Annotated in this window: 12 protein-coding genes; 11 read left to right on the forward strand and 1 reads right to left on the reverse strand. The window is 63.1% G+C overall.

Going from position 1 to position 21,838, the window contains the following annotated elements; all coding sequences use genetic code 11:
* The first annotated feature begins 354 nt into the window (after positions 1–354).
* The gene (locus tag BBX50_RS28785; protein ID WP_065778702.1) at positions 355–2,172 is read left to right on the forward strand and encodes a GGDEF domain-containing protein; all 1,818 of its coding nucleotides are present in this window, start codon (positions 355–357) and stop codon (positions 2,170–2,172) included.
* Here the strand turns inward: BBX50_RS28785 and BBX50_RS28790 are convergent.
* Positions 2,144–3,055 carry a LysR family transcriptional regulator gene (locus BBX50_RS28790; RefSeq protein ID WP_065778703.1) on the reverse strand — a complete coding sequence of 304 codons (912 nt, stop codon included), beginning with the start codon at positions 3,053–3,055 and terminating at the stop codon, positions 2,144–2,146. The genes BBX50_RS28785 and BBX50_RS28790 overlap by 29 nt on opposite strands.
* A gap of 133 nt (positions 3,056–3,188) precedes the next feature.
* On the opposite strand from BBX50_RS28790, the gene BBX50_RS28795 reads away from it, so the two are divergent.
* The 10 genes from BBX50_RS28795 to BBX50_RS28840 all read left to right on the forward strand — a co-directional run bounded on the left by BBX50_RS28795 (position 3,189) and on the right by BBX50_RS28840 (position 21,784).
* Positions 3,189–4,223 carry an aldo/keto reductase gene (locus BBX50_RS28795; protein WP_065778704.1) on the forward strand — a complete coding sequence of 345 codons (1,035 nt, stop codon included), beginning with the start codon at positions 3,189–3,191 and terminating at the stop codon, positions 4,221–4,223.
* Between the two features lie 160 nt (positions 4,224–4,383).
* Entirely contained in the window at positions 4,384–7,710 is a 3,327-nt protein-coding gene (locus BBX50_RS28800; RefSeq protein WP_065778705.1) for a transglutaminase family protein, read from the forward strand.
* Positions 7,711–10,119 carry a circularly permuted type 2 ATP-grasp protein gene (locus tag BBX50_RS28805; RefSeq protein ID WP_065778706.1) on the forward strand — a complete coding sequence of 803 codons (2,409 nt, stop codon included), beginning with the start codon at positions 7,711–7,713 and terminating at the stop codon, positions 10,117–10,119. It begins immediately after the preceding gene.
* Positions 10,120–10,136: 17 nt separating this feature from the next.
* On the forward strand, positions 10,137–11,015 hold the full coding sequence (locus BBX50_RS28810) for a transglutaminase family protein (protein WP_065778707.1): 879 nt from the start codon (positions 10,137–10,139) through the stop codon (positions 11,013–11,015).
* 178 nt (positions 11,016–11,193) lie between these two features.
* Entirely contained in the window at positions 11,194–12,462 is a 1,269-nt protein-coding gene (locus BBX50_RS28815) for a TadE/TadG family type IV pilus assembly protein (protein WP_065778708.1), read from the forward strand.
* A gap of 223 nt (positions 12,463–12,685) precedes the next feature.
* A complete protein-coding gene (locus tag BBX50_RS28820) occupies positions 12,686–15,151 on the forward strand; it encodes a glycogen/starch/alpha-glucan phosphorylase (RefSeq protein ID WP_139108352.1) in 2,466 nt (821 codons plus the stop codon).
* Positions 15,148–17,358 (forward strand): 1,4-alpha-glucan branching protein GlgB, encoded by a 2,211-nt coding sequence (gene glgB, locus BBX50_RS28825; protein ID WP_065778709.1) that lies wholly within the window; start codon positions 15,148–15,150, stop codon positions 17,356–17,358. Before BBX50_RS28820 ends, glgB begins: the two co-directional genes overlap by 4 nt.
* Before the next feature lie 78 nt (positions 17,359–17,436).
* A complete protein-coding gene (gene glgC / locus BBX50_RS28830; RefSeq protein ID WP_065778710.1) occupies positions 17,437–18,699 on the forward strand; it encodes a glucose-1-phosphate adenylyltransferase in 1,263 nt (420 codons plus the stop codon).
* Between the two features lie 7 nt (positions 18,700–18,706).
* On the forward strand, positions 18,707–20,149 hold the full coding sequence (gene glgA / locus BBX50_RS28835) for a glycogen synthase GlgA (RefSeq protein ID WP_065778711.1): 1,443 nt from the start codon (positions 18,707–18,709) through the stop codon (positions 20,147–20,149).
* A gap of 6 nt (positions 20,150–20,155) precedes the next feature.
* A complete protein-coding gene (locus tag BBX50_RS28840) occupies positions 20,156–21,784 on the forward strand; it encodes an alpha-D-glucose phosphate-specific phosphoglucomutase (RefSeq protein WP_065778712.1) in 1,629 nt (542 codons plus the stop codon).
* Positions 21,785–21,838 lie beyond the last annotated feature (54 nt).

Below are 21,838 nucleotides of genomic sequence, written 5' to 3' on the forward strand. Positions count from 1 at the left end.
CGACGTCATCGGCCCGCGGGCCGAACGCTGCCACGGAAGAATTTCTGAAGTAAAGTGCCCGCGCGTAAAGATTAGGCCCGCTTTCACCAAGAAAGCGGGCCTCAATTATGTTCGCCACAAGGACAAAATCAATGATGGCGCCGACCAATGCCAAGGCTTGCCCTGCGTCTGGCGCATCCCTCGGTTGCGGCACGGCCCCTAGTATTTCAGGGTATTTCAAGGTTATTTAACACCTTATACGATAACAGGGGCGACAAGCACACTGATTTCGGATGGGTTTCTTGTCACGTGACAGGAATATGTCGCGATTGCCGAGGCGATGGGCGTCGATATGAGTGGAGCAACTTCGCGCAAATGAGCAAAAACGGCGGCAGCTACGCGTCCCCGCAGCTGGGCGTGGCGGAAGCGCGCACGGCCAAAGTGCTGCGCCGGAAGCTCCAATGGCTGCTTGCGATCGTCGTTGCCTGCACAGGCGTCCTTGCCACCGAGATCATCGCGGCGTCCTACAGCGATTACGTCATCGCCCGCCGCAATCTGACCGAGGTCATGGCCTTTTGCCGCGTGCTCGACGCCGCAAATTATCTGTCGGCCGAGCGCGGGCCGTCCAATGGCGTGCTCGGCATCGGTGTGGCACCCGGCTCCCCGGTTCAGGCGCGTCTGACCGAGTTCCGCGCCCGTAGCGATGCAGCACTTGCGCGGCTGATCGCCGACATCGACAACGCCAGCCGTACGGAACCGGCCGGCGCGCTCTCGCCGATCCTTGCAGAGGTCCAACGTCGCCTGACACATGCGCGGACTGAGGTTGATCGCATTGCTGCTCTTCCCCCCGAAGACCGGAACCTTGCCGAGATCCAGGCGACCATCGAGGCCATGTTCGGCGTCATCGACGCGCTCCGACCGGCAATTGACTGGAATATTCAGCGCCTCACCAATACTGATCCGAACCTTGCTGGTATTGCGCTTGCGGCCCAGATGCTCGCCAATCTGCGCGAGGACGGCGGTCGCCTGGGCTCGCAGATCATGGCCCCGGTTGCGGTCGGCAAGCCGCTCGAGGCCAAGAACCTCGCCGACAGCGAGCGCACGCGCGGCCGGCTGCAGGAAATCTGGTCCATTGTCGGCAAACCGGGCGCCCTTCCCGGCATGAGCCCTGAAAACGTCGGCGATCTCGCAAAGATCGACCACGAATTCTTCGGCGAAGGGCTTGCAATCATCGACGGTATCGTCGCCGTGGGCAAGCACTCGGGTGCCTACCCCATGACCGCCGAACAGCTCACCGACCGCTTTGTCCCGAAGATGAAGCCACTCGAGGACCTGCGTCGTGCCTTCATGGATGCGACCGTCGAGCGGCTCTCCGCCAACAAGACGCGGGCATCGATCAAGCTTGCCGTCGCCAGCCTCGCGACCTTCGCTCTTTTCCTGGTGCTGCTCATATTGATGCGCCGCGCCCGCTCGTTGGTCTTCGAACCCTTGCTGCTCGCCCGTCACAGCATTATTGAGCTCGCTAACGGCCGGCCCATCGCCCGCCTTCAGGGCAAGGGCGGTGAGGGCGAGATGGGGCGCCTGTTCGACGCGATCGACGTGCTGCGCCAGCGGCTCGACGAGCGTACGCTGCTGATGCAGCATCTCGAGCGCCAGGCGGAAACGGATGAACTGACCGGTCTGCTCAATCGCCGGGCACTGGAGCTCATCGGCGGCGCCGAGCGCGCAAGCGGCAGCGAGCAAGGCGCATGCCTGATCCTGATGGACATCGACCGTTTCAAGCAGATCAACGATACCCATGGCCACCTCGTCGGTGACCTCGTGCTCAAGGAAACCGCCCGCATCATCCGCAACTCGGTGCGCAACTCCGATCTCGTCGCCCGCTTCGGTGGTGAGGAATTTGCCATCATTACGCCCGGCGACAGCATCGAGTCCGCCCTTGCGCTTGCCGAACGCATCAGGGTCAATCTGGCACGCGAGCCCATCGTCGTCTCCGAGGGCCTGGGGCTGAGCGTGACCGCCAGCTTCGGCGTGGCGGAGGGCCAGAGCGCCAATGGCGGCTGGAAGCGCCTTATCGAGAGTGCCGACACCGAACTCTACCGCGCCAAGTCCGAGGGCCGAAACCGCGTCTGCGGCCACCCGGTGGCGGCGTACCACGGCCACGTCACACCGGCGAAATCCGCGCGCGCGTAGCGAGAAAATCGAGCACCACCCGGATACGAGCAGGCAAAGCCCCGCCCTGGCCATGAAACACGGCGTGGAATGTTTCGGTGTCCCCGGGGTTTAGATGTTCGGCAACCGGCAGCAGCCGGCCGGCACGGATGTCCTCCCTGATCGTGAACGTGGGAAGTCGTGCGAGCCCCACGCCCGCAAGCGCCAGCTGTCGCAAGCCCTCGCCATCGCTGACCCGCACCCGCTCCGTCGCCGGCAAGCTGATCGGCGCGCCATTCAAGAGGACCGGCCAACCATCGACTGCGCGGGCATAGCTGTGGCTCAGCCGGTTCAGCGCCTCAATGGCCTCAAGGCTTTCGGGCATGCCGAAACGGTCAAGATAGGAGGGGGCGCCGACGATCGTCATCGACGTCGTGCCGAGTTTACGTGCAATCAGGCTCGAGGTCTTGAGCGGTCCGGCACGGACAGCGATATCGACACGCTCCGCCATCAGATCGACGACGGCATCGGTTTGCAGGATGTCGAGCGAAACGGATGGAAATGCCGATAGGAAATCCGGCAGGACGGGCATTAGCACATGCGTCGCGTAGGAAGCGCTGGCGTTGAGGCGCACCCGGCCCTCGGGCGTCTCGCCGGCGCCCGCCGCGCGCTCTGCATCGTCGATATCGGCCAGAATCCGCACGACGCGCTCGTAGAAGGCGCAGCCCTCTGCCGTCAGTTGCAAGCGCCGCGTCGAGCGGTTGACGAGCCGGACGCCAAGCCTTTCTTCAAGCCGCTGGACGAGCTTGCTGACCGCCGACGGCGTCATGCACGAGATCCGGGCCGCCGCCGAGAAGCCGCCAAGCTCAACCACCTTGGCGAAAACCGCCATTTCGCCCGAACGATTGACCGGGAAACGCGACATGTGACTTCAACTCACAAATGATGTTCCTTCGTAACGTCTACATCGCAAATGATTGCGACACCACCTTCCTCGTGACAGCGGAGCACCGACAGCGGTTTCGTTTGACAGGAAATACCAACGAGGAGCGTGAGCAATGGAATACAGACGGCTTGGATCATCCGGACTGAAGGTGCCGGCCTTGAGCTTCGGTGCGGGAACCTTCGGCGGCAAAGGGCCGCTTTTCAGCGCCTGGGGCAACAGTGGCGAGGCCGAGGCGCGGCGGCTGATCGACATTTCGCTGGAAGCCGGTGTCAACCTCTTCGACACGGCCGACGTCTATTCGGACGGCGCCTCCGAGAGTGTGCTCGGTGCTGCGATTAAGGGACGGCGCGATGCCGTATTGATCTCCACCAAGATCGCTCTGCCGATGGGAGATGGACCGAACGACGCAGGCACCTCGCGCTCTCGTCTGGTAAAGGGGGTCGACGAAGCCCTGAAACGGCTCGGCACCGACTACATCGACCTCCTGCAACTGCATGCCTTCGACGCCGGCACGCCGGTCGAGGAGGTGTTGTCGACGCTTGATCGCCTCGTCACGGCAGGCAAGCTGCGTTACATCGGCGCCTCGAACTTTGCAGGCTGGCAACTCATGAAATCGCTGGCGGCCTCGGAGAAGCACGGCCTCGTCCGCCATGTCGCCCACCAGGTCTACTACTCGCTGGTCGGCCGCGACTATGAGTGGGAACTGATGCCGCTTGGTGCCGACCAGGGCGTGGGTGCACTGGTCTGGAGCCCGCTCGGCTGGGGCCGCCTCACCGGCAAGATCCGGCGCGGCAAGCCGTGGCCGGAAGGCAGCCGCCTGCACGACACCGCAGCCTTCGGTCCGCCGGTTGATGACGAGAAGCTCTACGACGTCGTCGACGTGCTCGATCACCTCGCCGAGGAGACCGGCAGGACGGTCCCGCAGATCGCCATCAACTGGCTCTTGCAGCGCCCGACCGTATCGAGCGTCATCATCGGCGCACGCAACGAGGAGCAACTGCGCCAGAACCTCGGCGCCGTCGGCTGGTCGCTGTCTTCAGAACAGATCGCCCTGCTCGACGAGGCGAGCAAGACGACGCCTGCCTACCCCTACTTCCCCTATTATCGCCAGGAAGGCTTCACGCGGATCAATCCGCCGATCGTCTAACGGACATGGATGCCGCCTTTCGCACGCCCGAACGGCGTGCGAGAGCGCTGCAGCGCCTTGATTTTCCTCAGACACTTTCGCGCTTGCATTCTCACTTCGCATTGCACAAACTTCCCGACGATGGGGGCGCAGACCTACCACGAAGGGGACCAAATCCGGCATGTCGATCAAGGCCAGCATTTATCACCTGACCCACTACACCTATGACCGCCCGATCCGGCTGTCACCGCAGATCATCCGGCTGAAACCGGCGGCGCATTCAAAGACCAAGGTCATCAGCCATTCGCTGAAGGTTTCGCCCGCCAATCACTTCGTCAATCTTCAGCAGGATCCCTACGGCAACTACCTCGCCCGTTTCGTCTTTCCGGATCCGGTCCACGAGCTGAAGATCGAAGTCGATCTCGTCGCCGACATGACCGTCTACAACCCCTTCGACTTTTTCGTCGAAGAGGAAGCCGAGCACTGGCCCTTCGCCTATCCTGAAGACCTCAGCGACGACCTCAGGATCTACATGACACCGGAACCGGTCGGTCCGGCGCTTGACGCTTTCATGGCAACGATCGACCGTTCCCGCCGGCGCACGATCGATATGGTGGTCGGGCTCAACGCGCACCTGCAGCAGGAGATCGGCTACGTCATCCGCATGGAGCCCGGGGTCCAGACGCCGGAGCAGACGCTGACGTCGGCCCGCGGTTCCTGCCGCGATTCAAGCTGGCTGCTCGTACAAATCCTGCGCAATCTCGGTTTTGCCGCCCGCTTCGTTTCCGGTTACCTCATTCAGCTGACGCCCGATCTCAAGGCGCTCGACGGCCCTTCCGGCACCGATCACGACTTTACCGACCTGCATGCCTGGGCCGAGGTCTACCTGCCTGGCGCCGGTTGGGTCGGCCTCGACCCCACCTCCGGCTTGCTGACAGGCGAAAGCCACATCCCGCTTGCCGCAACGCCGCATTATCGCAACGCCGCGCCGATCTCCGGCGGCTTTTTCGGCGACCCCGAGACCCGAACCGACTTCGCCTTCGACATGAAGGTCACGCGCGTTGCCGAGCATCCGCGCATCACCAAGCCCTTCTCCGACGAGAGCTGGGAGGCGCTGAACGCGCTCGGTGAAGAGGTTGATCGGGTGCTCCAGGAGAATGACATCCGGCTGACGATGGGCGGCGAGCCGACCTTCGTCTCCATCGACGACTTTGAGTCCGAAGAGTGGAACACTGACGCTGTCGGCCCGACCAAGCGCGAAAAGGCGGATACGCTGATCCGCCGGCTGCGCGAGCGCTTCGCTCCCGGCGGCTTCCTGCATTATGGCCAGGGCAAATGGTACCCTGGCGAAAGCCTGCCGCGCTGGACCTTCTCGCTCTACTGGCGCAAGGACGGCGTGCCGATCTGGCGCCGCGCCGATCTCATTGCCGAGGAGGCGAGCCGCCACGAGGTCACCGAGAAGGACGCCGAACGCCTGTTGCATCTGATCGCAAGCGAATTGAGCGTGCCGACCGAGATGGTCGTGCCGGCCTTCGAAGATCCTGCCGACTGGCTGCTGAAAGAGGCAAACCTTCCCGACAACGTCGATCCGGCCAATTCCAAGCTGAAGGACCCCGAAGAGCGCAGCCGCATGGCCCGCGTGTTCGAGCGCGGCCTGACGGCACCGACCGGCTACGTGCTGCCGGTGCAGGCCTGGAATGCGCGGGCCACCGGCGTGCGGTGGATGAGCGAGAAATGGCAGACGCGCCGCGGCCGTCTCTTCCTCGTTCCCGGCGACAGCCCTGTCGGTTATCGTCTGCCGCTTGGCGCCCTGCCCTACGTCGCGCCCTCCGCCTATCCCTATATCCATCCGGTCGACCCGACCGTTCCACGGGACGATCTGCCTGATTTCGCTGAAAGCAGCGCCCGCCCGCAGCATTCGCGCTTTCAAGCCTCCGCAGTACCGGAAACCCCGCAGGCACAGCCGCGCGACGATATCGCAGGTCTGGTGCGCACCGCCATCAGCGTCGAGCCGCGCGACGGCCGGCTGTGCGTGTTCATGCCACCGACGGCGAGCATCGAGGAATATCTGGATCTGATCGCCTCGGCGGAACGCGCGGCGGCCGCCATCGGCTTGCCCGTACACATCGAAGGCTACGCTCCGCCGCAGGACGAACGCATCAACGCGATCCGCGTTGCGCCCGATCCGGGCGTCATCGAGGTCAACATCCACCCGGCAGCCCACTGGCGCGATTGTGTCGACATCACCACGGCGATCTACGAGGAGGCGCGCCAGAGCCGCCTTGGAGCCGACAAGTTCATGATCGACGGGCGTCACACCGGCACCGGTGGCGGCAATCACGTGGTCGTTGGCGGCGCCAATCCCAACGACAGCCCGTTCCTGCGCCGCCCGGATCTCCTGAAGAGCGTCGTGCTGCACTGGCAGCGGCATCCCTCGCTCTCCTATCTGTTCTCCGGCCTGTTCATCGGCCCGACCTCTCAGGCGCCGCGCATCGACGAGGCCCGCCACGACCAGCTCTACGAGCTTGAAATCGCGCTCGCCCAGGTGCCTATGCCGGGCACGGCGACGCCGCCGCCCCTACCCTGGCTCATCGACCGGCTTTTCCGAAACCTGCTCGTCGACGTCACCGGCAACACCCACCGGGCGGAAATCTGCATCGACAAGCTCTTCTCGCCCGATGGCCCGACGGGCCGGCTCGGCCTCGTGGAGTTCCGCGGCTTCGAGATGCCGCCGAACGCCCGCATGTCGCTCGCCCAGCAATTGCTGGTGCGTGCTCTGATCGCCCGCTTCTGGAAGCACCCAATCGACGGCCGCTTCGTGCGCTGGGGCACGGCGCTGCACGATCGCTTCATGCTGCCGCACCATGTCTGGCAGGATTTTCTCGAAGTTCTCGCCGACCTCCGGGCCCATGGCTTCGATTTGAAGCCGGAATGGTTCGAAGCCCAGCTCGAATTCCGTTTCCCCTTCTGCGGCGAGGTCGAGTACGAAGGCGCCAGGCTTGAAATCCGCCAGGCGCTCGAGCCCTGGCACGTGATGGGCGAGCAGGGTGCAATCGGCGGCACTGTGCGCTACGTCGACAGTTCGGTCGAGCGCCTGCAGGTCAAGCTCGATACCGCCAATCCCGAGCGCTACGCGGTTGCCTGCAACGGCAGGCCGGTGCCGCTCATGCGCACCGGCCTGAACGGTACCGCGGTCGCCGGCGTCCGCTACAAGGCCTGGCAGCCGGCCTCGGGTCTCCACCCGGTCCTGCCGGTCAACACTCCCCTTACATTCGATATCTATGATACATGGTCGAATCGGGCGATTGGCGGATGCATCTACCACGTTGCCCATCCGGGTGGACGCAGCTACGACACGTTTCCGGTCAACGGCAACGAAGCGGAAGCGCGTCGCCTGTCGCGGTTCGAGCCCTGGGGCCACACGCCAGGCGGTTACCCGCTACGCCCGGAAAACCCGTCAATGGAATTCCCGATGACGCTTGATCTCAGGCGTCCGCCAGGAGCGTAAATGGCGAAAAAGCAGACAGCGGCCGCCAACCATCGGGCTACCGATGACGATCCGGTCTTCGGCTACCGCGCCCTTCCGGGCATCGCAGACGAAATGCTTGACCCGCAGGGCAATGTCCGCCCGGTCTGGCAGCGGCTGCTCGCGACTCTCGGGCGGCTGGACGAGACCGAGCTTGCCAATCGCTTCGCGCGCGCCGATCGCTATCTGCGCGACGCCGGCGTCTTCTATCGCGTCTACGGCGCCAAGGAGAGCTCTGAGCGAAGCTGGCCGCTGTCGCATATCCCGGTGCTGATCGACGAGAAAGAATGGGCGGTGGTCTCACAGGGGCTTGTCCAGCGCGCCGAGCTTCTGGAGAAAGTCGTCGCCGATATCTACGGCGAGAACCGGCTGGTGCGCGAAGGCCTGGTGCCACCGGCACTCGTCGCCTCCAATCCGGAATTCCTGCGCCCGCTCGTCGGCGTCAAGCCGGCCGATGGTCATTTCCTGCATTTTGTGTCCTTCGAGATCGGCCGCGGCCCCGACGGCAACTGGTGGGTCCTGTCCGATCGCACCGAAGCGCCCTCCGGCGCGGGCTTCGCGCTCGAAAACCGGGTCGCAACCACCCGCGCCTTCTCCAATCTTTATGCGGAGACCCACGTCCATCGGCTGGCCGGCTTTTTCGGAGAATTCCGCGACACGCTTCAAGGCCGCAGGCTGCATCCGGACGACCGCATCGCCGTGTTGTCGCCGGGCATCGCCAATGAGACCTATTTCGAGCACGCCTATATCGCCCGTTATCTGGGTTTCATGCTGCTCGAAGGCGAGGACCTGACGGTTGTCGGTGGGCGGGTGATGGTGCGCACGGTCGCCGGTCTGAAGCCCATCGGCGTGCTATGGCGCCGCCTCGACGCCGCCTTCGCCGATCCGCTGGAACTCAATCAGTCCTCACATATCGGCACGCCCGGTATCGTCGAGGCGCTTCGCGCCGGGTCCGTTTCGATCGTCAACGCGCTTGGCACAGGCATCGTCGAGACGCGCGCCTTCCTGGCCTTCATGCCGGCGATCTGCCGACACCTGCTCGGTGAGGAACAGCAATTGCCCTCGATCGCCACCTGGTGGTGCGGCCAGAGCGCGGAACGGGAGCAGGTCGCCGCCAATCTCGAGCGCATGGTCATCGGCCCGGCCTACGCGACACGGCCCTTCTTTGATGACAATGGGCAGTCCGTGCTCGGCGCCGCACTCGACGATGAGGCCAGGGCCTCGATCGCCGATTGGCTTGGCGCCGAAGGCAGCAAGCTGGTCGGACAGGAGGTCGTCACGCTTTCGACCACGCCTGCCTGGGTGCGTGGCCGGCTGACGCCGCGCCCGATGAGCCTCAGGGTCTTCGCCGCCCGCACCCGCGACGGCTGGCAGATCATGCCTGGTGGTTTCGCCCGGATCGGCTCCGGCGACGACGTTGCCGCGATCGCGATGCAATCCGGCGGCACCGCCGCCGATGTCTGGATCGTCAGCGACCGCCCGGTGGAACGCACGACGCTGCTTCCGGCCGAAGAGAGCTTCACCCGCAACATGCCCGGCAGCCTGCCGAGCCGGGCGGCCGACAACCTCTTCTGGCTCGGCCGCTACATCGAGCGCGCCGAAGGCGCACTGCGCATCCTGCGCGCCTGGCATGGCCGTTTTGCCGAAACCGCCAATCCGGATCTGCCGCTCCTCAAGGACGTCAGCGACTATCTCAAAGCCCTCGACATCGACGCCCGACAGCCAGTACCCGATAGCCTGCTTGCCAATATTTCCAGCGCCCTCTTCAGCGCCGGCAACATTCGCGACCGGTTCTCGCCGGACGGCTGGCTGGCGCTGAACGACCTGTCGCAGACGGCGCGCAAGTTCCACGCGACGGTGCAGGCCGGCGACGACGCCACCCGCGCGATGACGGTGCTTTTGCGCAAGCTCGCCGGATTTGCCGGTCTTGTTCACGAAAACATGTACCGCTTCACCGGCTGGCGTTTTCTTTCGATCGGCCGCTATCTCGAGCGCGGCCTGCACATGACGCGGCTGCTTGGTCACATGTCGGGGCCGGATGCACCCGACGGGGCCTACGACATGCTGCTCGAAATCGGCGACAGCGTCATGACCCACCGCCGCCGCTACAATGTGAGTACCGCCGCCGTGACCGTGACGGACCTGCTGGCGCTCGACCCGCTCAATCCGCGCTCGGTGCTCTACCAATTGAACGAAATCAAGACGGAGGTGGAACTGCTGCCGAACGCCTTGGTCAACGGGCAGATGTCGCCCTTCTACCGCGAGGCCATGCGCGTGCATTCGAGCCTGGTGGTCATGACGCCGGAAGCCATGAATCTCGATGTCTACAATCGATTGGAACGGGATCTCGGAAGCCTGTCCGATCTGCTTGCGCGAACCTATCTTGGCTAGCGGGATAAGGGGCGGACATGCTTTACGACATCAGCCTGAAAATCACCTATGACTATGAAGTGCCGGTTTCCGGCGGCCGCCACCTGGTGCGCGTGATGCCGGCCAACCTTCCCGGTCGCCAGCGTCTCGTCGTCGGTTCGCTGAGCTGCCAGCCGCTGCCGGCCGAGCGCAGCGAAAGCACCGACTTCTTCGCCAATCCGTTTACATCGATCCTCTTTCGCACCTCCCATGCCGACCTGACGATACGGATGCAGGCGCGCGTGCAGGTGGAAGCGCAAGCCTTAACCGCAGATTTTTCGCCGGGGCTAACAGGCCTGCCGGCCGAACTTGCCGCCTGCTGGTCCGTCGACGCCGAGGCGCCGCACCATTTCTCCGGTCCGAGCCCGCTTTTGCCTAACGTTGCCGAGATTGCGGCCTACGCGCGCGACACCATCACCGACACAATGACGGTCCGCCAGATTGCCACGGCACTTTGCGAACGCATTCATCGCGACTTTACCTATGACGGTGAGGCGACGACGGTGAACACGACGCCCGACGAGGCCTTCAAGTTGAAGCGTGGCGTCTGCCAGGATTTCGCCCATGTGATGATCGTGGCGCTCAGAAGCCTTGGCATTCCCTCCGGTTACGTCAGCGGATTCCTAAGAACCATTCCGCCGCCGGGCAAGGAACGTCTGGAAGGCGCAGACGCCATGCACGCCTGGGTCCGCGTCTGGTGCGGCGCAACCGCTGGATGGTTCGAACTCGATCCGACCAACAATATTCCGGCCGGAACCGACCATATCGTCGTCGGCCATGGGCGCGACTATGGCGACGTTGCGCCCGTGATCGGGATCCTGAAAAGCTATGGCAGCCAGACGACGAAGCAGTCCGTCGACGTCATTCCGGTACCGTGACCCGATCTGGCACAACCCGATTCTCGTTTTCATACAAGGCAAAAGCCGCTGAACCTGCTGCAAGCACTGGTTTTCCTGAATTCCATTAAAATTGCAGCGATTGCAGGAACGATATCGTAAGCCATCGACGCTATTGATGCCCCCAAGCTTGCAACGTGTTCCTTTGGGGTGTGCAAAGATGGGAAGACGAAACACTGTAGGCCGGTCCTTCGTAGCTATGCTCAAGGACCGGGGTGGTAATTTTGGTATTATGGCAGCGCTCGCAACGCCGTTGATCTTGGCGGCTGGCGGCGTCGCCGTTGACCTCGCCAGCATGATGACGACCAAGAACCAGATGCAGGATGCCGCAGACGCCGCAGCGCTCGCGGCCGCATCGGCACTGGTTGCGAACAAGGACGCGCTCTCGACCGAGAAGGCCAAGGAAATCGCCTTGAATTTCCTGAAGGCGCAGTCGGGAACGAGCTCGACGGATGTGCCCGGGGGCACCGGTGGAAGCGACGTGGGCACCGGCAGCCCCTCGCCGACGGATGCCCAGACCCAGCCGACGATCGACATAACCTCGACAACTGTCGGCAAGAGCGACAAGGCCTTCAAGGTCACCGTCGTCAACAAGCAGACGCTTCAGTTCAATCCGATGACGCAGCTGCTTGGGCAAAAATCCGTCAATCTCGAGACGGTCGCCATCGCCGAGAGCGCAACGGAAACGCAGAACGCGATCTCCATGTACCTCGTCCTCGATCGCTCGGGCTCGATGGCGTTCAAGACGGACGTGCAAGACACGACGCGGACCAAGTGCAAGAACTGGACGTCCGCGAACTGGGGAAAGAACATTTCGGAGACCAGCCCGTGCTACATCGATAAGATGACGACCTTGAAGTCAGCCGTCGAGAAACTGCTGAAGCCTCTGGCCGAAGCCGATCCCGACAAGAAATATGTTCGCGTCGGTGCGGTTTCCTACAGCAGTTCGGTCTTCAAGGAAGAGCCGCTTGCCTGGGGCACCGAAAAGGCCAGCACCTATGTTCAGAACTTGGTAGCGAACGGGGGAACCGATTCTAGCGACGCCTTCAAGAAGGCCGTCGACGATCTCACGCTCACGACCGAGAACGATGCGCACGCGGCCGCGAACGGGCTCACACCGCAAAAGTACATCGTCTTCATGACCGACGGCGAGAACACACATTACCGGGGACAAAGCGTCTCGCCCGGCGCGGACGGCAAGTCCACCTCCGACCGGAAAACTCTCGAGTACTGCACAGATGCGAAGAAGGCCGGCATCAAGATCTTTACGATTGCCTTCATGGCGCCGGACCGAGGAAAGGTAATTCTGAACGAGTGCGCCACGTCCGAAGCCTACTACAAGGCGCCGGAAAAAGCCGAGGACCTGCTTGCGGTTTTCGGGGAGATCGGCGCCAAAACCTCCGGGAAAATGGCACGCCTGACGAAATAGGAATTCGCTGCCCACATCTTTCATGCCGCCCGGTTCCGCCGGGCGGCATTTGCGTTCGGTGTCGAATTGCGGTCGGCCAGCCCGGCGACACCTGCCGTTTGAGACAAGTCTAATCCATTTAAAAACATCTGTTGCAAGCGCTTCGGATCGATGCATAAATTGCCCTTATCCCCGGTCGGGTCCGGCCTGCGATCTCCCAACGCAAAAGGGTAAAGACAGTTTCATGATGAACAGGCTCTCCACCAACGACGTGCCGCAGCCCGCCCCAAGGTCGTCAGAACCCGGCCAGCTCGCCGTCGAAATCCTCGAACGTCTGAAGTACCGTATCGGCAAGGATCCGAAGGTCGCCAAGCCCCACGATTGGCTGACGGCGGCGATTCTCGTTGCACGCGACCGCATCACCGACAAGTGGATGGACTCCACCCGCAAGACCTACGCGACCGGCGCCAAGCGAGTCTATTATCTCTCGCTCGAATTCCTCATCGGCCGCCTGATGCGCGATGCCATGACCAATATCGGCCTGATGGACGAGATGCGCGATGCGCTCGCCTCCCTCGGCGTCGATATCGACGTCGTCGCCCAGCTCGAGCCGGACGCCGCACTCGGCAATGGCGGTCTCGGCCGGCTCGCCGCCTGCTTCATGGAATCGATGGCGACCGTCGACGTGCCCGCCTATGGCTACGGCATCCGCTACATGCACGGCCTCTTCCGCCAGCAGATGGCCGACGGCTGGCAGGTGGAACTGCCGGAAACCTGGCTCGCCCATGGCAACCCCTGGGAGTTCGAGCGGCGCGAAAGCTCCTATGAAATCGGCTTCGGCGGGGTCGTCGAAACCGCCAATATCGACGAGGAAATCCAGCGTTTCGTCTGGAAGCCGGCCGAGCGCGTCATCGCCACCGCCTTCGACACGCCCGCCGTCGGCTGGCGGGCAAAACGCGTCAATACGCTTCGCCTCTGGACGGCGCAGCCAATCGACCCGATCCTGCTTGCCGCCTTCAATGCCGGTGACCACATCGGCGCACTTCGGGAAAGCAACAAGGCGGAAAGCCTGACCCGCGTTCTCTATCCCGCCGACGCAACACCGGCCGGCCAGGAGCTGCGGCTGCGCCAGGAGTATTTCTTCTCGTCTGCCTCGCTGCAGGACATCCTGCGCCGTCACCTGCAGCAGTATCCGGACTTCACATCGCTGCCGGATGCCGTCGCCATTCAGTTGAACGACACCCACCCGGCCATCTCCATTGCCGAACTGGTGCGGCTCTTGACCGACCTGCACGGGCTCGATTTCGAACAGGCCTGGGACATCACCCGTCGCACGATTTCCTACACCAACCACACGCTTCTGCCGGAGGCACTCGAAAGCTGGCCGGTGCCGCTGATCGAGCGGCTGCTGCCGCGCCACATGCAGATCGTCTATGCGATCAACGCCAAGATTTTGATCGAGGCCCGCCGTCAGAAGGGCGCGACCGACGACGAGATCCGCAACATCTCGCTGATCGACGAAAGCGGTGAACGACGCGTGCGCATGGGCAACCTCGCCTTCGTCGGCTCGCACTCGATCAACGGCGTTTCGGCGCTGCATACGGAGCTGATGAAGGAAACGGTCTTCGCCGACCTCCACAAGCTCTACCCCGATCGCATCAACAACAAGACCAACGGCATTACCCCGCGCCGCTGGCTGATGCAGTGCAATCCCGGTCTCTTCGGGCTGATCCGCGACGCGATCGGCGACGAGTTCATGGACAATACCGAGGCGCTGCAGGCGCTCGATGCCTTCGCCGACAAGGCGGATTTCCAGGAGCACTTCACGGCCGTCAAGCGCGCCAACAAGGTGCGCCTCGCCCAGCTCGTTCAAAGCCGGCTCGGCATCAGGCTCGATCCGTCGGCCATGTTCGACATCCAGATCAAACGCATCCACGAATACAAGCGCCAGCTGCTGAACATCGTCGAGGCGGTCGCACTCTACGACCAGATCCGCTCGCATCCGGAACTCGACTGGGTGCCGCGCGTCAAGCTCTTTGCCGGCAAGGCGGCGCCGAGCTACCACAATGCCAAGCTCATCATCAAACTCGCCAATGATGTCGCCCGCGTCGTCAACAACGACCCGGCGGTGCGTGGCCTGTTGAAGATCGTCTTCGTGCCGAACTACAACGTCTCGCTGGCCGAAATCATGGTTCCGGCCGCCGATCTCTCCGAGCAGATCTCGACGGCCGGCATGGAAGCGTCCGGTACCGGCAACATGAAGTTCGCGCTGAACGGCGCGCTGACGATCGGCACGCTCGACGGCGCCAATGTCGAGATGCGCGACTGGATCGGCGAGGAAAACATCAAGATCTTCGGCATGACGGCCGAAGAGGTGACCATGGCAAGAGCCGAGGGCCACAATCCGCGCGCCATCATCGAAGGATCGCGCGAGCTGTCGCAGGCGCTCCAGGCGATCGCCTCGGGCGTGTTTTCGCCTGATGATCGCAACCGCTTCTCCGGCCTTATCGACGGTCTCTACAATCACGACTGGTTCATGGTCGCCGCCGATTTCGAGGCCTATGCCAAGGCGCAGCGCGAGATCGACCAGCTCTGGACGACCCCTTCTGACTGGAATGCGCAAGCGATCCGCAACACCGCACGGATGGGCTGGTTCTCGTCCGATCGCACCATCCGGCAATATGCCGGGGAAATCTGGAGAGCTGGATGACGCCTTCGGCAGGCAAGGACCCGGAACCCGCAGCTTCAGGTCTGCTGTCAGCGCCGGATATCGCGGCCATCCTTTCGGGCACGCACGATGATCCCTTCGCGGTCCTCGGCGTACATCCTGCAGACAAGGGCATCCTTGCACGCTGCTTCATTCCCGACGCCGAGACCGTGGTGGTGGAAACGCTCTCGGGCAAGGAGCTCGGCGTGCTCGAACGGCGCGACGATGCCGGCTTCTTCGAAGGCCCCATATCGCTGAAGAAACCTCAGCCGGTGCGCTACCGCGCCCGCAATCAGGGCGGCGAATGGGTCGTCGTCGATCCCTACAGCTTCGGTCCGGTGCTCGGGCCGATGGACGACTATTACATCCGCGAGGGCTCGCATCTCCGCCTGTTCGACAAGATGGGCGCGCATCCGATCGAGCATGACGGCGCCCATGGCTACCACTTCGCCGTCTGGGCGCCGAACGCCAGGCGCGTTTCCGTCGTCGGGCAATTCAATGACTGGGATGGCCGACGGCATGTCATGCGGCTACGCACGGACACCGGCATATGGGAGATCTTCATTCCCGGCGTCGATGCAGGCCTTGCCTACAAATACGAGATCCTCGACCGCAGCGGCACGCTGCTGCCGCTGAAGGCTGACCCCTTTGCCCGGCGCTCCGAGCTTCGCCCCAACACCGCCTCGATGACGACGCCTGAAATCGCGCAGACCTGGGACGACGAGGCGCACCGCAAGCACTGGGCCTCGACCGACGCCAGGCGCCAGCCGATCTCGATCTACGAGGTGCATGCCGGCTCCTGGCAGCGCCGCGACAATGGCGACATGCTCTCCTGGGACGAGCTTGCCGACCGACTGATCCCCTACTGCGTCGACATGGGCTTTACCCATATCGAGTTCCTGCCGATCTCGGAGTTTCCGTTCGATCCGTCCTGGGGCTACCAGACGACCGGCCTCTATGCGCCGACTGCCCGCTTCGGCGAGCCGGAAGGCTTCGCCCGCTTCGTCAACGGCTGCCACAAGGTCGGCATCGGCGTCATCCTCGACTGGGTGCCGGCGCATTTCCCGACCGACGAGCACGGGCTGCGCTGGTTCGACGGCACAGCACTTTACGAGCACGCGGATCCCCGCCAGGGCTTCCATCCCGACTGGAACACGGCGATCTACAATTTCGGCCGGCAGGAAGTGCTGTCGTTCCTCGTCAACAACGCCCTCTACTGGGCGGAGAAGTTCCATGTCGACGGGTTGCGCGTCGATGCGGTCGCCTCGATGCTCTATCTCGACTATTCGCGCAAACACGGCGAGTGGGTGCCGAACGAGTATGGCGGCAACGAGAACCTCGAGGCGGTTCGCTTCCTGCAGACCCTGAACACCCAGATCTACGGCATCCACCAGGGCATCCTGACGATCGCCGAAGAATCGACCTCCTGGCCGAAGGTGTCCCATCCGGTTCATGCCGGGGGACTCGGCTTCGGCTTCAAGTGGAACATGGGTTTCATGCACGACACGCTGCAATATCTGTCGCGCGAGCCGGTGCACCGCAAGTTCCACCATAACGACCTGACCTTCGGCCTGCTCTACGCCTTCAGCGAGAACTTCGTGCTGCCGCTGTCCCACGACGAAGTCGTGCACGGCAAAGGGTCGCTGATCGCCAAGATGGCTGGCGACGACTGGCAGAAGTTCGCCAACCTCCGGGCCTATTACGCCTTCATGTGGGGTTATCCCGGCAAGAAGCTCCTGTTCATGGGCCAGGAGTTCGCGCAATGGCGCGAATGGTCCGAGGAGCGCGCGCTCGACTGGAACCTGCTCGAGTACCACCTGCACGAGGGCATGCGGCGGCTCGTGCGTGACCTCAACGGCACCTACCGTGCCAAGCCCGCGCTGCACGCCCGCGATTGCGAGGGTGAGGGCTTCGAGTGGCTGCTCGCCGACGACCGCGACAACTCGGTTTTCGCCTGGCTGCGCAAGGCGCCCGGCGAAAAACTCGTCGCCGTCATCACCAACTTCACCCCGGTCTACCGCGAAAACTACGCCGTTCCGCTGCCGGTTGAAGGTCGCTGGAAGGAGATCCTCAACACCGACGCGGAAATCTATGGAGGAAGCGGCAAGGGCAACGGCGGCGCCGTGCACGCCAAGAAGAACACAACAGGAGCGATGATGGCCGGCATCACCCTGCCGCCTTTGGCGACACTGATGCTGGAACAAGAGTAAGCAGCCAATTTCGAGGGCCGCGAGGCGTTGCCGAAAGCCGCCTTGACGACCCCGAGGTCAATGTTTTGGGGAGGACAAATGGTGGAAAAGCGTACGCAACCTCTGGCACGTGATGCCATGGCCTATGTTCTCGCTGGCGGCCGCGGCAGTCGCCTGAAGGAGCTGACCGACCGGCGGGCGAAGCCGGCCGTCTATTTTGGCGGCAAGGCCCGCATCATCGACTTCGCACTTTCGAATGCGCTGAACTCCGGCATCCGCCGCATCGGCGTCGCCACGCAGTACAAGGCGCATTCGCTGATCCGCCACCTGCAGCGCGGCTGGAACTTCTTCCGCCCCGAACGAAACGAAAGCTTCGACATCCTGCCGGCCAGCCAGCGCGTTTCCGAGACGCAGTGGTATGAGGGCACCGCCGACGCCGTCTATCAGAACATCGACATCATCGAGGATCACGGCGTCGAGTACATGGTGATCCTGGCGGGCGACCACATCTACAAGATGGACTACGAATTGATGCTGCAGCAGCACGTCGATTCGGGCGCGGACGTCACCATCGGCTGCCTCGAAGTGCCGCGCATGGAAGCAACCGGCTTCGGCGTCATGCATGTCGACGACAAGGACCGCATCATCGCCTTTGTCGAGAAACCCGCAGATCCGCCCGGCATTCCCGGCAATCCGGACATGGCGCTCGCCTCCATGGGCATCTATGTCTTTCACACGAAGTTCCTGATGGATCTTCTACGCCGCGATGCCGCCGATCCGAAATCGAGCCGCGACTTCGGCAAGGACATCATTCCCTACATCGTCGACAACGGCAAAGCCGTCGCCCACCGCTTTGCTCAGTCCTGCGTGCGGTCCGATTTCGAGCGTGAGGCCTATTGGCGCGACGTCGGCACGATCGATGCCTATTGGCAGGCCAATATCGATCTCACCCATGTGACGCCCGAGCTCGACATCTACGACAGCACCTGGCCGATCTGGACCTTCGCCGAGATCAAGCCGCCGGCAAAGTTCGTGCATGACGACGAGAACCGTCGCGGCTCAGCGACGTCGTCGCTGATCTCAGGTGACTGCATCATCTCGGGTGCTGCGCTCAACCGCAGCCTGTTATTCACAGGCGTCCGGGTAAATTCATATTCCCGTCTGGAGAATGCCGTAGTTCTTCCCGATGTGAAGATCGGTCGCCATGCGACGCTGCGCAATGTGGTCATCGACAGCCGTGTCGTGATCCCGGAGGGCCTCGTGGTCGGCGACGATCCGGAGCTCGATGCCAAGCGTTTCCGGCGCTCGGAAAACGGCGTCTGCCTGATCACGCAAACGATGATCGACAAGCTGGGAATGTAGGCACTCCATGAACGTCCTGTCCGTTGCGTCCGAAGTCTATCCGCTGATCAAGACCGGGGGGCTCGCCGACGTCGTCGGCGCGCTCCCGACAGCGCTTTTGCCGCACGGCGTCAAAACCCGCACGCTGGTGCCCGGCTATCCCGTCGTGCTGCAGAAGCTGAAGAAGAAAAAGAAGGTCGGCACTTTCGGCAACCTGTTTGGCAATCCGGCGACAATTCTCGCCGCTGAGATCGACGGGCTGGATCTTCTGGTCCTCGACCAGGCCGCACTCTATCAACGCGACGGCGGCCCTTATGTCGATGCGACCGGCCTCGACTACGTCGACAACTTCCGCCGTTTTGCCGCACTTTCGCTGGCAGCGGCCGAGGTCGCCGGCGGCGACGTGGTGTCCGGCTGGAAACCCGATATCGTCCACGCCCATGACTGGCAGACGGCACTGACGCCGGTCTACATGCATTTCGGCCCTGCCGCCGCAACGCCGACAGTCATGACCATCCACAACATCGCCTTCCAGGGCCAGTTCGGCGCCTCGGTGTTCCCGGAGCTTGCGCTGCCGCCGGAAGCCTTCTCGATGCAGTTCGTCGAATATTACGGCGACGTCGGCTTCCTGAAGGGCGGCTTGCAGACCGCAGACGCCGTTACCACCGTCAGCCCGTCCTACGCGCAGGAGATCCTGACGCCGGAATTCGGCATGGGTCTCGAAGGCCTGTTGAAGAGCCGCGTCGCCGATCTCTCGGGCATCGTCAACGGCATCGACGCCGATATCTGGGATCCGCAGACCGACCCGCATATCGCCCAGCATTTCAGCGCGTCGAGCTTGAAGCAACGTGTTGGCAACCGGCGGGCGCTTGAAGAACGCTTCGGCCTTGAAAAGGGCAACGGTCCGATCTTCTGCGTCGTCAGCCGGCTCACCTGGCAAAAAGGCATGGACCTCGTCGCGGAAGTGGCGGACGAACTCGTCGCTATGGGTGGCAAGCTCGTCGTGCTCGGTTCCGGCGATGCCGCGCTTGAAGGCGCGCTCTTGGCGGCCGCGTCCCGTCACCGCGGCCATATCGGCATGGTCACCGGCTACAACGAACCGCTGTCGCACCTGATGCAGGCGGGCTCCGACGCAATTCTCATTCCGTCACGTTTCGAACCCTGCGGCCTGACCCAGCTCTATGGTCTGCGCTACGGTTGCGTGCCGGTCGTCGCCCGCACCGGCGGGCTTGCCGACACCATCATCGACGCCAACGAGGCCGGGCTTGCAGCCAAGGTTGCCACCGGCTTCCAGTTCACGCCTGTCACTGGCGACGGACTGCGGCTTGCGATCCGGCGTGTGCTGCGTGCATACAGCGAACCCAAGGTCTGGGCGAAAATTCAGACCCAGGGCATGAAATCGGACGTTTCGTGGGCCACAAGTGCCGAGCGTTACGTCTCTCTATATTCCGGTCTTCTCGGGAAAGGTTAAGTCAGCATGATAAGAACGGTTACCACAACTCCCTACGGCGACCAGAAGCCTGGCACGTCAGGGCTGCGCAAGAAGGTCCCGGTCTTCCAGCAGAAGAACTATGCCGAGAACTTCATCCAGTCGATCTTCGATTCGCTCGAAGGCTTCAAGGGCGAAACGCTGGTGATCGGCGGCGACGGCCGCTACTACAATCGCGAAGTCATCCAGATCGCCATCAAGATGGCGGCGGCGAACGGCTTTGGCCGCGTGCTCGTCGGCCGTGGCGGCATTCTGTCAACGCCGGCCGCCTCCAACGTCATCCGCAAGTACAAGGCCTTTGGCGGTATCGTGCTATCCGCCAGCCACAACCCCGGTGGCCCGACCGAAGACTTCGGCATCAAGTACAATATCGGCAATGGCGGCCCGGCACCGGAGAAGGTCACCGACGCGATCTATGCCCGCAGCCAGGTAATCGACAGCTACAAGACGTCTGACGTCGCCGACATCAACCTCGATGCGGAAGGCACGCAGGAACTCGACGGCATGACGGTCACCGTCATCGATCCGGTCGCCGACTATGCCGAACTGATGGAAAACCTGTTCGACTTCGCGGCCATCCGCAAGCTGATCTCAGGCGGCTTCCGTGTCGTCTTCGACGCGATGAGCGCGGTTACCGGACCTTACGCCAAGGAGATCATCGAAAAGCGCCTCGGCGCGCCGAAGGGCTCGGTGATGAACTTCATTCCGCTGCCGGATTTCGGCGGCCACCACCCGGACCCGAACCTGGTGCACGCCCGCGCGCTCTACGAGACGATGATGGGACCCGATGCGCCTGATTTCGGCGCCGCCTCCGACGGCGACGGCGACCGTAACCTTGTCATCGGCCGCGGCATCTTCATCACGCCGTCCGACAGTCTCGCCATGCTCGCCGCCAACGCGCACCTGGCGCCCGGCTATGCCAAGGGTATTGCCGGTATCGCCCGCTCGATGCCGACGAGCGGCGCTGCCGACCGCGTCGCCGAAAAGCTCGGCATCGGCATCTACGAGACGCCGACCGGCTGGAAGTTCTTCGGCAACCTGCTCGACGAGGGCATGGCGACGATCTGCGGCGAGGAAAGTGCCGGCACTGGCTCCAACCATGTGCGCGAGAAGGACGGCCTCTGGGCGGTGCTGCTCTGGCTCAACATTCTCGCCGTGCGCAAGGAAAGCGCGCTCGACATCGTCCAGAAGCACTGGGCGACCTACGGCCGCAACTACTATTCGCGCCACGACTACGAAGAGGTCGATTCCGACGCCGCCAATGGTCTGATGGCAAACCTGCGCGACCAGCTCGCCAGCCTGCCCGGCAAATCCTTCGGCGCGCTCAAGGTCGCGACGTCGGACGACTTCGCCTACAATGACCCGGTCGACCACTCCGTCAGCAAGAACCAGGGCGTCCGCATTCTGTTCGAGGGCGGCTCCCGCGTCGTCTTCCGCCTGTCGGGCACCGGCACATCAGGTGCGACGCTGCGCGTCTACATCGAGCGCTTCGAGCCGGACGCCGCACGCCATGGCATCGAGACACAGGAGGCACTGGCCGATCTGATCGCGGTTGCCGACGAGATCGCCGGCATCAAGGCCCGCACCGGCCGCACTGAGCCGAGCGTCATTACCTGAGATACAGCATTTTTCGGGGCCGCTTCATGCGGCCCTTTCTTTCTGTTGACCGAA

The sequence above is a fragment of the Ensifer sp. LC11 genome (genome assembly GCF_001695835.1).
GTDB lineage: Bacteria > Pseudomonadota > Alphaproteobacteria > Rhizobiales > Rhizobiaceae > Ensifer.